This window comes from Novacetimonas hansenii (genome assembly GCF_014843995.1).
In the GTDB taxonomy this organism is placed as follows: domain Bacteria; phylum Pseudomonadota; class Alphaproteobacteria; order Acetobacterales; family Acetobacteraceae; genus Novacetimonas; species Novacetimonas hansenii.
The window spans coordinates 636604-651328 of sequence record NZ_CP062147.1; the positions used below are offsets into that span (position 1 = coordinate 636604).

Below are 14725 nucleotides of genomic sequence, written 5' to 3' on the forward strand. Positions count from 1 at the left end.
TTCAGGGTTTCGCCCCATGACCAGCACCGCGCCCGCCCCTTCCACCACCCCCGACACGGCTGCCGGCACTGCCCTGCCGGTGCGGATTGCGGCGCTGTACTGCTTTACCCCGTTTGCCGATCACCTTGCCCTGCGCGCGCCGCTGGAACGGGTATGCGCCGAACAGGGCGTGCGTGGGACGCTGCTGATCGCGGCAGAGGGGATCAACGGCACCATTGCGGGCAGCGATGCGGGGATCGGCCATGTGCTGGCGCATATCCGTGCATTGCCGGGATGCGCGGGTCTGGATGTCAAGGAAACCCGCGCCGCCAGTGTGCCGTTCCACCGCATGAAGGTCCGTCCCAAGCGCGAGATCGTGACGATGGGCGTGCCCAACATTGATGCGCGCCATGATGCCGGTCATTATGTGGAGGCCGCACAGTGGAACGACCTGATTTCGGACCCTGATACCATCGTGATCGATACGCGCAATGATTACGAGGTCGCGATCGGTACATTCGCGGGTGCGATCAATCCCGCCACCCGGTCGTTTCGTGAATTTCCCGCATGGTTCCGGGCGCGACGGGCGGAGATGATGGCGCGTGGCCGTGCGCCCAGAATCGCGATGTTCTGCACCGGGGGCATCCGGTGTGAAAAGGCGACGGCCTTTGTCCGTGCCGAAGGGATCGACGATGTGTTCCACCTGCGTGGCGGCATCCTGAAATACCTTGAAACCGTGCCAGAGGCCCACAGCATGTGGGAGGGCGAATGCTTCGTCTTTGACCAGCGCGTCAGCGTTACCCACGATTTGCGCCCCGGCACCCATGTGCCGTGCCATGCCTGCCGCATGCCCGTCAGCGTGGCGGATCAGGCCTCCGCCCTGTATGTGCCGGGGGTCAGTTGCCCCGCCTGCCATGACGCGCGCGACGATATCCAGCGCGCCCGCTATGCCGAACGTGAACGACAGGCCCGCATGGCGCATGCGCGGGGCGAAAACCACCTTGGCGCAATGCCCGCGCGTCGTGGTGCGACAGGTGCGACAGGTGCGGCGGGTGGGGATAGGGATGATGGGCATGGATGATCCCGCCCCTGCGGCCTTTCCCGACCGGTCGGATGGGGGCGCGCATGATACGGGGGTGATGGTGGCGCCCGTCACGCGCATGGATGAAGATGACCTTGTGGCGGCCAATATCGCCAGCCGCGATTTCCATGCGCCATGGGTCGCGCCCTTTACCGACCATGACGGTTTTGTAAAATGGTTTCATCAGGTGGTGACAGGGGCCAATGTCGCACTGGTGGCGCGGCGCGATGACATGGCGGGCGCGGACGGCGTGATCGGCGTGCTGACACTAAGCCAGATCGTCCATGGCACGTTCTGCAGCGCCTATCTGGGATATTACGCGATGAAGGCCCAGGCGCGGCGCGGCCTGATGACGCAGGCGCTGCGCATGACCGTGCGCCACGCGTTCGATGCGATGGGCCTGCACCGGCTGGAGGCCAACATACAGCCCGCCAACCTGCCATCCCGCGCGCTGGTGCGGCGTGTCGGGTTCCGGTGCGAGGGATTTTCGCCGCGTTACCTGTTCATCGACGGCGCATGGCGTGACCACGAACGCTGGGCCATCCTGTCGGACGACCCGGCCGGCCGCGCGGCATAGGGACAGGCCACAGGCACCTGTCGCCGGATTTTTTCAGAAATATGCTGTGATGCGAAGCTGTTTCAGAACCCCGCCAGACGCGCCCCATGGAGTGGCGCGGCAGGGGAGGGTGGCAGGAGAGGTATACCGGTGTGTGGCCGGTACTATTTATCCCGTCCCCCGGTGATGTTGATGATGCCCAGACCCAGCAGGCCAAGCCCGGCCAGCCCCTCTGCCACCATCCATGCCATGGGGCCGATCCCGTCGGGCGTCATGCCGCGTACCAGCACGCCGACGCTGCCGATCATCAGCAGCAGCGAAAGGATGGTGCCCCATTTTACAATCTTGCCGCGATCCATCGTGTTTCTGCCTTACGCCTCCGTCGGTTTGTCCCGAAAGCGGGCAACCGGCCATCATCCTATCATCATGCCGCCACCTGCGTCCAAGGCGCCCCGCACACAACACATGGCCCGTGCCCGCGTTACGCATGCAATGTCATGAAAACGCGGCAGGCATGAAAAAAAGGGCGTGAGCCCGCGCGCCACGCCCCGGTTTCGCCCGGCAAAGGCCAGGATCACCCAGAGACAGGATCACCCAGAGACAACCTGTTCAGGGGTAAACCATTTGTCATCGCCCGTCTGGTCGGAACGCACGCGCATCTGCCCGTTATCAATGATTTCCACCACGGTGCCGCGCGTCCCGCTCCATTCAGGGTCCGATATCGCGTCCTTGCGTATCATGACGACGTCACCGTCCTTAAAAGCCATTATGTGCCCTCCTGTCCGTAATCGGGTGATCCCTGTGCCCCCAGCAAAGCCGCCCCCTGTCCCCACGTCAAGAAGGCGTGAGGGGCACGGCCCATGTGGCGTCCAACACGCGCCGGCCATCCATAAGGGCATGATGTGCAAATGGTTGCGGCCTGTTGCCGCCTGTGGTGCATAGAATATCCGCCCGCTGCCCCAACCCGGTACGCAGCACGATCCCTGCACGGTGATGTGATGGGAGTATAAGAGGCTGTTTGAAAAGGTAAGTCCGATAAGATCGCGGAATCATAAAAGTTTTTGGTGAAGCTTTTTTCAAAAAGCTTCGAAAGACGTCGCCTTTTCCGATCGACAGGCAATACTAAAAATATTTCTCCATTGTTTATTGGTGGATCATTTCAGACGTTATTCTGGGTTTTTGGAATGTTTGTGACTTTCAAAGCTTTTTGGAAAAAGCTTTACCAAAAACTTTTATTATTTCAGGGGGCTTGGTGCAAAATTTCAAATAGCTTGGAGGATCGGGGGGATCGACTTCCATTTGTAATTTGCAGAGAATTTATAATTTGGCTGGTATGAAAATGGAAAGACTATCCCGATGTCTTTTGCAAAAGTTCTCAGTCTGACGAAATATTAAAAGGAATTTGTAAATATTTTATAAAAACCCATGCGTGGATTATGTATTTTTCAATAGAGATGTTTTTTTTGGGAAGTGATGTGTTGCCGAATCATGATAAAATACCATCCTCTTGAAAAGAAAATCAGCATACCTCCTGAAATGATAAAAGTTTTTGGGTGCCGCCTTTTTTTAAAAAGGCGGCGTCTTCTAAAGATTTTCAGGAAAATACCCACTAAAACCCTTTGGAATGTCAGGATGTTATCGCCCCTGCTTTTTCAGGTAGCCCCTAATTTCCTGTCAGGTTGGGCATATTCCTGAAATGATCTGCCGGAAAAACAGGCATATTATGAATTGATGCATCAAGGGGTGTGGTCTTCCTGTGTGAAAATGACATGCAGGCGCGATTTTCGTCCCCAATCCAGCAAGCCCGCCAAGGCCATGAAACAGGTCCGCCGGAGGATTGTTGCAGACAGGCGGCAGAGTAAACCGGACTTTTGCACACAGCGTGTCCCAAAAGATGGCTCTCGATTGCGCAAGGGGGCGGGCGCCTGTTCCTTTGCTGGCCCCGGTAAGAGACTGTTTGAAAAGTCAGGCTCGATAACACCTTGAAATTATAAAGGTTTTTGGTGAAGCTTTTTCTGAAAAGCTTCGAAAAACGCTGCCTTTTTCGATCAAAAGACAGCACCCAAAAACTTTTCCTGTTTTTTATCAATGACCTGTTTTCAAACAATCTCTAAGGCACCCCAGTCAGCGCCCCAATAGGCGGCCCGGCTTCATGTCCCATCACGTATCCCCATGGTTTGGGGCGGCCGGACCGGGGGCCTGTTCATTCAGGTGTGGCAATGTTCCGCGATACGGTCTGCGCCACGTGCTGGTCCGTGTTCTGGTCCGTGTGCCGGGGCATGTCATGGGGCATGTCTGGTGGCACGCCATGGGCCATGTCATCGGGTGTGGACGGCATTTGCGGACGCACCAGCCAGTAGACGATACCCAGCGCCAGGATCGAGGCCGACAGCGCAAGCATTTCCATGACATTCACTTCCTTGAGGTCAAGGACAATGAACTTGCGCACCGTCGCCAGCATCCCGATCAGCAGGACGGAACGCATGCGGATCATGCTGTGGGGCTGTGCATCGGGCAGGACAAGGATCGAATGCTTGAACTCCAGCGCGATCAGGACGGTGAAGAACATGCCGAAGATGCTCTGGATGACTTCGGGGCTGGTGGGGGTCATCCCGATCCCCAGCAGCATCTGTCCCACCGCGATGACGACATGGACCAGCGATACCCCCGCGATCACGACAATCAGCAACGTCAGCACCAGCATGACGCCTTCTTCGAACAGGTCGAACAGGTGGGAAATCCGGAACAGGCCGGGCAGGCGTGTTATCATCGGGCGCATACGCTCCTTGGCGATGTGTGGGGATGGACGCAAATGCAGCGGCGGATGCACGCGCCGCGGCTGTATCATGTCATACCATGTCCACACGATGGGGGAAAATTCCTGGCCGCCGGGGCGTGATGAACCTTGCGCCTGATGGCGGCGGGTGAAATTATGCATGGGCAGGCCTGCAAGGGACTGGACTTTCCCCGCCCTGATCGGACATGACATTTCCCATGGCAGCATCATCGTCCCCCCCCCCGTGCCCGGAATATCAACCCGTTTCCGCACGGCTGAAGGCATTGCGCGAACGTGCGGGCTACAGCGTCCGGGCCTTGGCGCAGGATCTGGGGATGGGAAACAAATTTTCTTCCTATTCCTTTTATGAACACAAGCTGAAGAAGGACTATCTGCCGGTTGACCTCGTGCGTCGGCTCGTCCCGCTGCTGAGCGAACGGGGGGACCCGCCCATTGCCGCGAACGAGGTCTGGGCCCTGTCGGGTGTCATTCCCGGTGGATCGGACCTGAATGAAGGGATCGAACGCGCCGCGCGCGCGCAGGCCCCGCGCCGCAATGCGGACGGCACCGTCACCATCAATGAATATGATATCGCCCCCCATGCCGGCAGCGGTGCGATCGTGGGTGAAACCGACAGTGGTGCGGGCGAAGGCCATGCCAGCGTTGCGGCGTGGCACATGCCGCGCGCGTTTGTCGAAAATTATGTTTCCGACCCGTCGGCGCTTGTGATCCTGCGGGTATCGGGCAATTCGATGGAACCCGACTTCATGGCGGGGGAACGTGTGATGGTCGATACCGCGCATCGCGTGCCGTCGCCCGATGGGGTGTATGTGCTGTGGAACGGGCTTGGCGTCGTGCTCAAGCAACTGATGCTGGTGCCCCATTCCAACCCGCCGCGCATTCGCATCATCAGCATCAATCCCACCTATCCCATGGATGAGGTCGATATCGCGGACCTGGTCATCAATGGCCGCGTGGTTGGCAAATGGATGTGGAAGTAAGGGGCGGTTTGAAACGTCTCAGCCCGTAAGTCGTGGCAATCCTGAAAGTTGATGGCGAAGCCTGTTCCAGCAATCCCCCGGAAATGGTTTTCCATTCCTGCGCCATCTGTTGGTTGTGAACCGTTTCTGACGGTCTGCCGGATCGGGCATGAACACCCCCCGTGGCGCGGCACGGAGATCCCGGCAGTGGCCTGTCATATTTATCGTGCGCCCATGTGTGCGGATGAAATGGAGTTGGCTGGCTGTTTGAAGACACATCATTGATAAAAAACAGGAAAAGTTTTTGGGTGCCGCCTTTTTTCAAACATGTGACGTCTTCTGAAGCTTTTTGGAAAAAGCTTCACCAAAAACTTTTATGATTTCAGGATATTATTGCGCCTGACTTTAAAAAAACAGGGTAACGCCGGAAATGTTCCCGTTTTCTCTTGATCGGGTGTTTTAAAACAGTCCTTTACCGAGATTTTTGCGATACAGGCCGTCCGGGACAGGTGCAAAACACGGCACGGTTTGATGACGGGGCACGCATGATGGCAATGGCGGGGAATCTGGGGCACCGCCCCCATGCATGGCGTGTTTTCCATGATGTCGGTCAAACATCCATATGCTGTTCGCACCGCGCAGTCATGCGCGGCGATGGCATGGAACTGTGGGGTGGTCATCCCCATAATATCATGACAGCAGGCCGCACTGGCCCGTCATGAACCATGGGGGATACAGACATGAGCAAAACCGTAGAAACGCAGGGCCCCGACGCACAGGGTAAGTTTTCCATCACCGTAAGCGTGGGCGGCCTGACGACGACGCTTGGCGGCTTTTCGTCCAAGATGGAAGGCGATGACTATGCCGTGTCTTTCCTGCGCCGTGTCAAGGAACTGGCGAAGGAAGACGGACGCACCGTCGCCTGATCGACAGGGCAATCAGGCAGAAGGGGCCGGGTCCGAAAGGGTCCGGCCCTTTCTTTTGGGACATGGTTTGAAAACCAGAATAATACCTTAGAAGCTGTTTGAAAATTCAGGATTAATAACATCCTGAAATCATAAAGGTTTTTGGTGAAGCTTTTTCCAAAAAGCTTCAGAAGACGCCGCCTTTTTCGATCAAAAGGCGGCCCCCAGAAACTTTTCTTTTTATCAATGATGTGTTTTCAAACAGTCTCTTTAGAAAATAACAAAACTTTTCAGTAAATATTTTCCAAAAAATCTTTGGAAGTTATTATATGATAAATATAAAAATGACAGTTGTGATTAAATGATATATTGGTAAAATTTAAATTTTGCAGTCAATGATTTATATTTTTACTTTTATTGAAATATCATATTCTCCCAATGTGTTCTAAAAAAGTTTCCCCAAGATTTTTTATTTTTTAGCCGGATGTTTGTCAGGACGGGGCGGTTTTCCTTGACGAAGGATGTGGAAGCCGCCAGCAATGACGGCATGGATACCATCAGCCTCCTTGCCCTGCTCCTGACGCTTTCGGCAGGGTTCAGCATCCTCAATCACCACACATTACGCCTGCCGGTGACGATCGGTGTGCTGGTGTTTTCATTGCTGGCCTCCCTGCTGCTCATGATCCTGAACCTGTTGATCCCGTCTTATGACCTTCAGGCCCTTCCACGTTCTGTGCTGGGGGCCGTAAACCTGCCCACGTCACTTCTGAATGGCGCGCTGTCGCTCCTTTTGTTCGCGGGGGCCATGCAGGTGGATGTCGGGCACCTGCGCGCACGGCTTGCATCCGTGGCCGCCCTGTCGGTTCTGGGGACCGTGCTGGCCGTTGCCTTGTTATCGGTCGCGGCGTGGTCTGTCTTTGCCCTGCTGGGGCATGCCGTTCCCTTTGCATGGTGCATCGTCCTTGGCGCCATCCTGGCCCCCACCGACCCGGTTTCGGTTGTCGGCATGCTCAAACGCCTTGGGCTGCCGGGACCGCTCCAGGCGGTTTTCGCGGGGGAAAGCCTGTTTAATGACGGCGTGGGCGTGGTCATTTTCGGTGTGACCGTCGGGCTTGCCACCGGTGACAGCCATGGGGTCAGCGCGCTGGACATCGCCCTGAGCTTCTGCCGCGAGGCGATTGGTGGCGGGCTGTTGGGCGCACTGACCGGATGGGGCGTACTGTGTGTCATCAGGGGACAGCGGGACCCGCATATTGATCTGCTGGCGTCGCTGGCGCTGGCGACCGGAAGCTTCAGCCTCGCCACCCACCTTGGCATGTCGGGCGCGATTGCCGTTGTCATGGCCGGGCTGTGCTTTGGCTCGGGCCATAACGGGGCATCGCGCGCGGAACTCGACATGCCATGGACACTGATTGACGAGGTGCTGAACGTCTTGCTGTTCATGTTGATCGGTTTTGAAATCCTTGAGATCACGCCACGCCTGTTTACGGTGCTGGCGACGCTTGCCATCATTCCGCTGTCGATTGCCGCGCGGGCATTGAGTGTGCTGCTGTCGATCCTGCCGGTCCATCTGCGGCATTGGGAACGCGGCCGTGCCCTTGGTATCCTGACATGGGGCGGGCTGCGTGGCGGGATCTCGGTCTCGCTGGCGCTGGGTCTGCCGGGGGGCGCGTTGCGCGACCTGCTGCTGCCGGTCTGTTATGGCGTGGTGGTGTTCACCATCATCGTGCAGGGATTGAGCATGGAACGGGTGGCCCGCCGGCTTTATCCCTCCGGCCATGCAGGTGGCCCTGACCCATCGTGATGAAGGTTGCTGGTGGTGCGGCGGGTGCCGTGCGCCACGGTTTCGCCATGGCCGTGTGCGGGTGTCGCCCTCTTGGGAAAAGGCGACACCCGGCACCGGTTTTGCGACATGGCCTGTTTTACGACATGGTCTGTTTTGCGACATGGTCTGGGGCCGGGCCATCCCGTCCCCGCCCCGTTTCCCTGTCCAGTTCCCCTGTCCAGTCCCCCGGACTTTAGGGCGCGTTCGCCAGTGCCTGTGCCGGCAGCAGCGCTTCTTCCACCAGCGGCCATGGCACGATGCCGGTCGCGGCGATGCCCGCGAACGTGGTGCGGACATCGAACGGGCGTCCTGCGGCCTCCGCCTCATGCGCCTGTCGGGAAATCAACTGATCGAACATCAGCTTGCCGGTGACATAGCTGGTGCCGTATCCGGGCTGGCGCAGGTACAAAAGCTGTTCGAACCCGACAAGGGAACTGTTGGGATCGGAATAGCCGCGTGGCGTCCATGACGCATGGAACCGTCCCGCCGTGGCAAGGTCCATCTGGTTCGCCTGCACATACAATGACGCAAGCCCGCGCGCCGCACGGTTGGCCAGCATGATCCATACCAGTTCGCGCCCGCGCGGTTCGTGGTCATACAGGCCCGCCTGCATCACGATTTCCTCGTACGCGGTGGCGAACCCTTCGGATCGCGCGGCATAGATGTTGAACAGGGGCGCACCACGGCGGATCGGGTCGGGATTGGGATCGTCCTTGATCCGCGCCAGTTCCGTCCAGTGGATGTCATGGGAATAAAGCGGCCACGGGTCGAGTGCCGTGATCCTGAGGAAGAAATTGCGATCCCCCGGCGCGGTGTAATCCAGGGTCTGCGCCGCCATCGCCGCACGGTAATAAGGCTGGTCGGGCACCAGCCCCGACTTGATGATGAAATCGGTGAACTGCTGCATTTTCGTCGTGGCGTATTTGCGATAGGCCACGGCATTGTCAATGGGTTTCAGCGGCGGCAGGTTGCGGTTATGCAGTTCCTCCAGCCGCAGGGACGCCTGCGCGCGTTCCAGTTCGCGCCGTAACAGCGTAACCTGCTCGTCCCAGCTATAGGGGACAAGCTGCACATTTTTCATGTACCAGTTGTAATTGTCCTTGCCCACGCCGGACGGGCCGGTCTTGGTCGGGGCCTGGGCCGCGATCCAGTTCGCGAAATCCTGCGTCGCCGCCAGCGCCTTTTGCGCCGCCTCACGCACCTGCGGGCCCGCGCCCTCCAGGGTTGCGGCCTTCTGCCCCTCCAGGGTGCGCATCTTCAGCGATCCATCCAGCAGCGCGGACAGCACCTTGGCCTGCCGGCGGAAATCGCGGTCGCCATATTTCCACAGGTCGGCGGCGTTGCTTTTCGCCAGCCACCCATGCGCACGCGCCAGCAGCGTGGGCACCCCCGACAGGCGCGCGGCAAGGTCCTGCGCCGCCTGGGGTGAAAGTGGATAATCGTAATGGAACAGGTCGATCGTATCGGCCGACGGGCCTTCATGCGCGGGGACGTCGCTTTCCTCGGCAAAGATGGTGGCGAAATATCCGGGATCGCGCGCCCATGGGCGGCGCACCCGCAGGTCGAAATCCAGCCCGTTCATTTCAGCGGCAATCAGGCGCGCGTCGATATCGTCGTCGGTGGTCCAGCCTGTGTGATCCAGCGCGGCCAGACGCTTTTGCATCTGTTTCAGGCCGTCTTTTTTATGCGACAGGGCCTTTGCGTCATAATCCGGCGCCCCGTCGCGCTGTTCCGGCGAGGCAAGCGCGCGCCAGTCGGTAAACAGCGTCTGTAGCTGTGCGCTGGTGGCATGTGCCGGGGTGGCCAGAATGTTGCATTGGGGCAACAAAATAATGGCCCCCGCGCACAGCAGGGCCTTTGCGCGGTGCCTGAGAATTTCTTGCAGCATTCCTGTTCCCGATCGTTACGATATGATGTCATACGTTGCCCGCACCGGATACAGGGTGTCAATTCCTGCCCGCGCGTGGTGGACATTTAAGGTGGTCTGGCGAATCTTTTCGCGCAAATCGTCACAGACGCCGGATTTGTTGAAAAAACCGGCATGGGTGGATGTCCATTACTTTCATCAATACCACGGGCGCAAATATTCCGGGCGCGGCAGAAACGATATTGCCACGCACCTCTGCGCGCCGTTAGATGGGCCATGATGAGAATCACACGCCATGACACCCGGCATGATACCGGCCATGACACCGGCCATAACACCCGCCATGGGCCATACCGGCGGCCCGCCGCCCTTGTTCTGCTTGCATCCCTGCTGGCGGCGACGCCCGCGCTGTGTGCCGCGCCCGTGGCGCATGCCGCGGCGTCAGATACACATCCGTCACGTCTTCCGCCGCCGCTGACGATTGCGGGCCTGTATGCGCAACAGAGCATCATCGGCACGTCGCCCGAATATTACGCCTGGTCGCGTGATGGCGCGCGTCTGGCTTTTGCATGGAATGACCATGGCACGGCGTTTCGCGACATCTGGGTGTACGAGGCCGAGACAGGCGTGGTGCAGCAGGTGACGCATATGGACGAGGCCGCCCATGGCAAGGCAAAGGGCGTGGGCGTGACGCAGCTTGCCTGGCTGCCTGACGGGCGCATGGCCTTTGTGATGGATGGCGCGTTGCGGGTGGCGGACCTGCATGGCCATGTGGGTGTGCTGGAAATCGTGCGCCATGGTGTGGGGCAGATATCGCCGTCGCCCGACGGGCGGTGGCTGGCGTTCGTGTCGGATGGGGCATTATGGCTGCGTGACATGGGGCAGGCCGCGTCCACACCCGCGCGCATCGTGGTGCCCGGTACCGCCGATAACGGTGTGGACCGGATGGAATGGAGCCCGGCCTCCGACCGGATTGCCGTCGTCATGGCCGATAACCGTGCCGTGCATAAGGTGGAAATTGATTACGACCATGACGGGCAGGTCCATCATGACCATGTGACCCGCGCGTTTCCCGGTGATCCCGATACCGGTTTCGCGGTCGGGGTGGTCGATGTCGCGGGTGGGGCGCCGCGCTGGATGGCGCGTGACAATGCGCAGGACCCGGTGTGGAATTTCGGCCTGTCGCCGGATGGGCGGTCCCTGTTCGTTAATCAGAGCGACCTGACGATCAAGCATCACGCCATCGATATTTACGACGTGCCAACCGGGCGGCGGCAGGTGTTCTACCGCTTTGCCGACCCGGCGCAGGTCCGCCCCGACTGGCAGGTGGCATGGGCGCCACGGGGGCAGGGGCTGGTCGTGTTGACCAACCGGTACGGGTATAACCAGCTTTATCACATTCCCACCATCGGCGCGCGTCCCCGCGCCATCACGCGCGTGATGCCGGGGCAGGGGCCGTGGGAAATCGAATCCTTTGTGGCGGACCCGGTGCATGGGCGGCTGTATTTCACCGCAAACCAGACCGGCTATGCGCAGCGGCAGGTTTATCGCGTCGGGATGGAGGGCGGGACGCCCGAACTGCTGACCCGGACGCACGGCACGCATGAGGTCGTGTTTTCCCCCGGGTTCGACCATGTTGCCGACCGGTTCAGCAACGACATCACGCCGCCGGACCTGTATGTCGCGGCTCTGGGCGCCGGTACCCCGTCCTTTGGCCGTGTGACGCATTCCCCCCTGCCGTCGTTCGACGCGCGGCGATGGGCCGATGTGCGCTACATGGATTACAAAAGCCATGTGGACGGCGCGCTGCTGACCATGCGGGTCATGCTGCCGCCCGATTATGACGCCAGCCGCCGCTATCCCATGATCGTCGGGTCGGTTTATTCCGATGCGGTGCGTGACCAGTGGGGCGGCCGCAACGCCCATCCGACATGGGGGCTGGACCAGTATCTGGTGTCGCGCGGGTATATCGTCATCAATCCGGGCATCCGTGGCAGTTTTGGCCGGGGAAAGGCATGGAACCGCCCGATGCTGGGCCAGTACGGGGTGCTGGATGTCAATGACCTGCAGGACGGGGCGCGGTTCATGGTCGATCGCGGCTATGCCGATCCGGCGCGCATCGGCATCTGGGGGTCGAGCTATGGCGGGCTGATGACATTGATGTCACTGTTTACCAAACCCGGTTTTTATGCCGTCGGGGTGGCGGGCGCACCGGCCAGCAATGTCGCGCATGCCTATCCCGAACAGGAATGGATCATGGGGCCGCCCGCCGGGTCGGATTTCCCCGCGCGGTACCAGCGGCAGTCGGCGCTGTATCATACTGACGGCCTGCGCGATCCGCTGATGATCATCCACGGCACACGTGACGAGGTCGTGTTGTATGCCGATACCATGGCGATGGCGCAGCGCATGATCGCACAGGGTAAAATGTTCGCGCTTGTCACCCTGCCGGGTGCGAACCATCCGTGGGATATGGAAAACCTGCCCCAGACGCGCTTTGCCTATACCCAACTGGTGCGGTTTCTGGATCAGTACCTGCACCCGTCATCGGGGGCCGTGCCCGTACAATAGCGACGCACAGCCCCATAAGGGACTGTTTGAAAAGTCAGGCGCGATAACGCCCTGAACTCATAAAGGTTTTTGGTGAAGCTTTTTCTAAAAAGCTTCAGAAGACGTCGCCTTTTTCGATCAAAAGGCAGCACCCAAAAACTTTTCTTGTTTTCAAACAATCCCCAGGGGGCACACCACCTGTCGCGTCCGTAATGGCCCGCGCCGCGCCCGTTGACGGATGCGCGGGATCAGGCCAGCCCTTCTTCCTTCAGCGCCTTTTGCGTCGCGGGGCGGGCGAATACCCGTTCGCGCAGGGCGCTGGCCTCGGGGTAGGGGGAGAGGTCCACATTGACGTGCGGCGCCCAGCTCAGGATCACAGCCAGCAGGGCATCGGCCTGCGTGAATCCAACCGGCAGCATATGGTCGTCGCCGCTGGCGCTCAGGATCGCCTCCACCTGTGTCAGGCGGCGCTTGATGTTGGCGAACTGTCGTTCACGCACCGTATCGGGCAGGTCGGGCGCGAACAGCGGGGCAAAGGCGGCGTGTACGTCCTCGCAAAAGCCAATGGCCTCCAGCAGGCGATACTGCGCCAGTGAACCGGGGGCGGGATGCAGGGCCGCAATGTCAGACTGTGCGCCGATATAGGTCAGGACCGCCACATTCTGCGTCAGGACCTCGCCCGGTGCGACCTCCAGCGCGGGCACCGCGCCGCGTGGATTGATGCTGAGATAGTCGCCGCCGCTGGCGGTTTTCTTAGCCTTCAGGTCCACCCGTTCCACCTGATGGGGCAGGCCGGTTTCATTCAGGATGATATGCGCGGCAAGTGAACATGCGCCCGGGGCGTAATACAGTTTCATGGCGTGACTTCCTGTCTGTCTCGGTGGATCGGGGTGGCGTGTGGGCCGCCCCGTTCGGGATGTGAGGGTTGCACATGCCGTGCGCCGTGCAAAGTAACCCCCGACAGACAGGTGGGCCGCGCGGAGACCGCCGTGATGGGCCATGGAGCAAGGAAAATCGTCAGTAAGGCACGCTCTGGCAACATGGGCGGGAGCCTCTTGTGCGGTTTCCTACATTAGAGAGTGTTTGAAAACAACTCATTGATAAAAAACAAGAAAAGTTTCTGGGTGCTGCCTTTTTTCAGAAAGGTGGCGTCTTTCGAAGCTTTTTGGAAAAAGCTTCACCAAAAACCTTTATAATTTCAGGATGTTATCGCGCCTGACTTTTCAAACAGTCTCTTAATGAATGAAATAGGCAGGTATAGGTACCGGAATTGACGGGTTTCCCAAGGGGGGGGCAGGATCGGGTTTTTGTGTCAATCGGGAACGTTTCCATCTGATGTGATTTTTTCAAGATGCGAAGTTTCCCAAGGATTTTTGAAAAAAGATTGACCGGGAACCTTGATGATTTCAGTGGCGCGGCCCTGCCTTTTCAGGTGGCGTCTTGCCATGCATACGCTTTGTTATTGAATGGATGGGTACTCTTTCCGTTTCCTGCCCGCCTGCCCGCCTGCCCGCCTGCCCGCCTGCCCGCCTGCCCGCCTGCCCGGAGGCGGATGCGGTGGGGAATGGGGGGACGTGCCATAGGATGGCCATCCCCGCGCCTTGTTCTGATCCGGGTTCTGGCGGATGATTGTGATGAAACAGGATCGACAGTGGAAAGACAGTAATATGAAACCCATCAGACTTGTGCCGGTGCTGGCAATGGCTGGCGCGTTGTGCGCGTGTGTCGGTCCGGGTGGGCCGGGCGGGTACGGCGGCAATTATTACGGCGGATATGATTATTACAGCGGGTATGGCGGTTATGGCGGCTATTACACGCGTGATTATTATGGTGGTTATCCGTCCTATGGCGATCGTGGGCGCGGCCGTGGCCCCGGTTGGGGCGGTCCGGGCCGTGGCGGCGGCCGTGATGGTGGCCGTGGTGGCCCAGGTGGCGGTTTTGGTGGTGGCCGTGGCGGCGGTTTCGGCGGCGGCAGGCAACCCGGTGGCCCCGGTGGCCCCGGTGGCGGCGGCGGTGGCGGTCCGGGGGGCGGCGGCGGTTTTGGGGGTGGTCACGGCGGCGATCATGGTGGCGGGCCGGGCGGTGGCCCCGGCGGTGGGGGTGGTCCCGGCGGTGGCCATGGCGGCAGGCGATAAGGCCGTCCGCCCCCGCGCCCTTTTATGACGTTATGGTTGCCACGGACTCATGCCCCCTGATGGGGACAATG

General features: G+C 59.5%; 12 protein-coding genes. 7 read left to right on the forward strand and 5 right to left on the reverse strand.

Annotation, left to right across the window (positions count from 1 at the left end; genetic code table 11):
* Window positions 1-16: 16 nt before the first annotated feature.
* A complete protein-coding gene (trhO, locus tag IFJ82_RS02705) occupies window positions 17-1060 on the forward strand; it encodes an oxygen-dependent tRNA uridine(34) hydroxylase TrhO (RefSeq protein ID WP_192265530.1) in 1044 nt (347 codons plus the stop codon).
* Window positions 1053-1637 carry a GNAT family N-acetyltransferase gene (locus tag IFJ82_RS02710; protein WP_192265532.1) on the forward strand — a complete coding sequence of 195 codons (585 nt, stop codon included), beginning with the start codon at window positions 1053-1055 and terminating at the stop codon, window positions 1635-1637. The genes trhO and IFJ82_RS02710 overlap by 8 nt, the downstream gene beginning before the upstream one ends.
* 143 nt (window positions 1638-1780) lie before the next feature.
* Here the strand turns inward: IFJ82_RS02710 and IFJ82_RS02715 are convergent, their stop codons facing one another.
* The 3 genes from IFJ82_RS02715 to IFJ82_RS02725 form a co-directional block, all read right to left on the reverse strand.
* A complete protein-coding gene (locus IFJ82_RS02715) occupies window positions 1781-1975 on the reverse strand; it encodes a hypothetical protein (RefSeq protein ID WP_003621639.1) in 195 nt (64 codons plus the stop codon).
* 231 nt (window positions 1976-2206) lie between these two features.
* Window positions 2207-2383 (reverse strand): hypothetical protein, encoded by a 177-nt coding sequence (locus tag IFJ82_RS02720; protein WP_003621640.1) that lies wholly within the window; start codon window positions 2381-2383, stop codon window positions 2207-2209.
* A gap of 1436 nt (window positions 2384-3819) precedes the next feature.
* On the reverse strand, window positions 3820-4554 hold the full coding sequence (locus IFJ82_RS02725; RefSeq protein WP_225578749.1) for a phosphate-starvation-inducible PsiE family protein: 735 nt from the start codon (window positions 4552-4554) through the stop codon (window positions 3820-3822).
* A 56-nt stretch (window positions 4555-4610) separates the two neighbouring features.
* On the opposite strand from IFJ82_RS02725, the gene IFJ82_RS02730 reads away from it, so the two are divergent.
* The 3 genes from IFJ82_RS02730 to IFJ82_RS02740 all read left to right on the forward strand — a co-directional run bounded on the left by IFJ82_RS02730 (window position 4611) and on the right by IFJ82_RS02740 (window position 8081).
* On the forward strand, window positions 4611-5393 hold the full coding sequence (locus tag IFJ82_RS02730; protein WP_003621643.1) for a S24 family peptidase: 783 nt from the start codon (window positions 4611-4613) through the stop codon (window positions 5391-5393).
* A 719-nt stretch (window positions 5394-6112) separates the two neighbouring features.
* Entirely contained in the window at window positions 6113-6298 is a 186-nt protein-coding gene (locus IFJ82_RS02735; RefSeq protein WP_003621646.1) for a dsRNA-binding motif domain-containing protein, read from the forward strand.
* 526 nt (window positions 6299-6824) lie between these two features.
* Window positions 6825-8081, forward strand: coding sequence for a cation:proton antiporter (locus tag IFJ82_RS02740; RefSeq protein ID WP_192266298.1), 1257 nt, complete (start codon window positions 6825-6827; stop codon window positions 8079-8081).
* 214 nt (window positions 8082-8295) lie between these two features.
* Here IFJ82_RS02740 and IFJ82_RS02745 read toward each other — a convergent pair whose 3' ends face one another.
* Window positions 8296-9990, reverse strand: coding sequence for a DUF885 family protein (locus tag IFJ82_RS02745; RefSeq protein WP_192265534.1), 1695 nt, complete (start codon window positions 9988-9990; stop codon window positions 8296-8298).
* Between the two features lie 255 nt (window positions 9991-10245).
* Here IFJ82_RS02745 and IFJ82_RS02750 point away from each other — a divergent pair, with 255 nt between their 5' ends.
* Window positions 10246-12540 carry a prolyl oligopeptidase family serine peptidase gene (locus IFJ82_RS02750; RefSeq protein ID WP_192265536.1) on the forward strand — a complete coding sequence of 765 codons (2295 nt, stop codon included), beginning with the start codon at window positions 10246-10248 and terminating at the stop codon, window positions 12538-12540.
* 227 nt (window positions 12541-12767) lie between these two features.
* On the opposite strand, the gene IFJ82_RS02755 is transcribed toward IFJ82_RS02750, so the two are convergent.
* Complete coding sequence (locus IFJ82_RS02755; protein ID WP_075596432.1) at window positions 12768-13376, reverse strand: glutathione binding-like protein; 609 nt, start codon at window positions 13374-13376, stop codon at window positions 12768-12770.
* 810 nt (window positions 13377-14186) lie between these two features.
* On the opposite strand from IFJ82_RS02755, the gene IFJ82_RS02760 reads away from it, so the two are divergent.
* Window positions 14187-14654, forward strand: a complete 468-nt coding sequence (locus tag IFJ82_RS02760; protein WP_192265538.1) for a hypothetical protein — start codon at window positions 14187-14189, stop codon at window positions 14652-14654.
* Window positions 14655-14725 lie beyond the last annotated feature (71 nt).